At 38.7% G+C, this 2,339-nt stretch carries 2 protein-coding genes; both read right to left on the reverse strand.

Annotated features, from left to right (window positions below; all coding sequences use genetic code 11):
* Nucleotides 1-149: 149 nt before the first annotated feature.
* On the reverse strand, nucleotides 150-398 hold the full coding sequence (locus ABY905_RS16515; protein ID WP_372645866.1) for a hypothetical protein: 249 nt from the start codon (nucleotides 396-398) through the stop codon (nucleotides 150-152).
* A 6-nt stretch (nucleotides 399-404) separates the two neighbouring features.
* Nucleotides 405-2,339: SbcC/MukB-like Walker B domain-containing protein (locus tag ABY905_RS16520; protein ID WP_372645868.1), on the reverse strand; the 1,935-nt coding region annotated here is incomplete at its 5' end.

The following is a 2,339-nucleotide window of genomic DNA, read 5'->3' on the forward strand; positions in this document are numbered from 1 at the left end:
CCGATATACAGATCAATTTCATATGATTATTATTTTAATTCTTGCCATATGGAAGTCGCATGAATCATCATCTCACTGTGTGCGAAGCTTAGTTCTCATGCTTGTTTCATATCGCTTCTCTTATCGTTTCATATAGAGGCTTAAGATATTCATTTTTGACATTTATTCTGACCCCATTTTCTGGGATTTTCTATTATATACTGAGCAATACGATGATATTCTTTCTCATCACGAATAATATGATCATGATAATTACTTTGCCAGAATTGATTTCTTCTATTATATTTAGGAATATCCAAAGCTTGCGAATCTATAAAATTATCAGCAGCTGAAACCACTGCATATTTAAATACGGCCCTGTACAGGCGCACGGCCGTGCGTCTCTGTGTAATGCGCATAAAATATTACACTAACTCAACCTCACTGACACCATTACTCTTTTTCAGCACTTTTATTTGTGCAGGAATACGCTCCTTCAAATTCTCAACATGAGAAATTATTCCAATCATTTTACCCTGAGCTTGCAGCGTTTCTAAACTGGAGATCACTGTCTCCAGGGTTTGGCTATCCAAAGTACCAAAACCCTCATCAATAAATAGGGAATCGATACTGACGTTATTGCTAGCCAAATCTGATAATCCAAGGGCTAAGGCCAAACTGATTATAAACTTCTCACCACCACTTGAAGTATCTACGTAGCGAGCCTCATCGGTCTGATAATGATCAATCAACTTAAAGAAAAGCTCCTCACCTGATTTATAGGAGGCATCCAATCTCAGAGAATAACGCTTGTTTAACTTGAACAAATGCACATTGGCTAACTGAATTAGGTTATGAAGGGTCAAACGCTGCACATAGGTATTAAAAGCATGTTTCGATCCACCCAATAAGCTCATCAAATCGGCCCATTTCTTAAGGACTTGCTCCTGCCTTGAAATCTCCAATGCCACCGCTTGGTTACGCTCTTTAATCTGCCTATCCAATTCAAATTTCTGTCTTATTTCTCCTGTTCGTTCCGTCAGTTTATTCTTCTCAGACTCAATATTCTTTTGTTTTTTATCAGCCTCATCAGTAGAGTCCTCAAAACTTTTCAGTTTCTCTAATTTGTCGAAATCTTCTTTTAATCTATTCCCCAGGGTTTTCAATTCCAAACCTCGATCTTCCATGCCCTTCACAATCTTCATAAAGCTTGTCTTATCCTCCAAACTCAAAAGAGCTTGCTCCACAGATGCTCGCGATTCAAAATCACTAGCTTCAATGGCTTTCTCGAAGCTTAAAAATTCTTCATTCAAACTTGTCACTGATTTCGCTTGTTCTCTCTGTAAATTCTCAGTCTCTTTTGTTTTACTGACCTGTTCTGTATTTAATACTTGCAGCAATTGCAAGGCTTGATCAAATGCTTTATTAGAAATTTCTTTTGCCTTTTGTAAGTCTTCTCTCTTGATAAGGATGCTAATCTCCAGAGGCAGGATAGCTTTTCTTTCGTCTAAAACAGTTCGTAACTTCGTTTCTGTTTCTTTCTGCTCGTTCTCAAGAGCGACTTGGTTTTTCTGTTTTTCCTTAAACTGTTCCCGATTGTTTTTAATATCATTAGCCAATTGAGTCATCAGATTTATCAGCTCAATCTGTTTCTTAGCTTTGGCCTGATAAGTAGCGATCTCCTTTTCAATAGACAGAACAAAAGCAGCACTATCTTCCACACTTGGTAAAGCCAGTTTGTATTGAGACAAATCTTCCATCAGCTGAGTCTCCAAGTCTTTTGTTTCCTGACTAATTTTCGCGAACGCGGACTGCCTTTGATTTAGTTCACGTTCAATATTTCCCAGTTTTTCCAAAAGGGTAGCTTGCTTGGTTTTCAGCTCATTTACAAACTCGCTTTGTTTTTTACATGCGGTATCCTGCTGGTCTTTATCCTTTTGTAATCGTTGTCCTTCGGCAATCTTATCGTTCAGTTCAGCACTTCGCTTTTCCAAGTCAGCCAAGTGCTTGCCAATATTTTCTGACGCTTCAATCTTAAAATCTACATTCAAAGACTTAAAGTCCTCGGCTGTCTTCTTCAACTGTTCGACCAAAGTCTTTAAATGGTTGGCATTCGACTCCGTCCTGGTTTTATTGACAACCATTGAAAGCTCAATTGCCTTCTCCTCTTTCATTAAGGTCTCCAGGCCTTTCTTCCGTTCATCAAGCTGTGCCTGACTTTTAGTTAGCCTTATATTTTCGTATTGACTCACATAAGGATGCTCAGTAGAACCGCACAGATGGCAAGGCGAACCCTCAACCAGTTTCTTACGCTCGGCATCGAAACTGAGAATCTTGCTTTCCAAGTCAAGAATTCTTTC

Source organism: Ancylomarina sp. (assembly GCF_041555295.1).
Classification (GTDB): domain Bacteria; phylum Bacteroidota; class Bacteroidia; order Bacteroidales; family Marinifilaceae; genus Ancylomarina.

Bases quoted from the DNA above. Each gene is read 5' to 3' on its own strand.
- ABY905_RS16515 (WP_372645866.1), bottom strand. From the start codon at position 398: ATGCGCATTACACAGAGACGCACGGCCGTGCGCCTGTACAGGGCCGTA.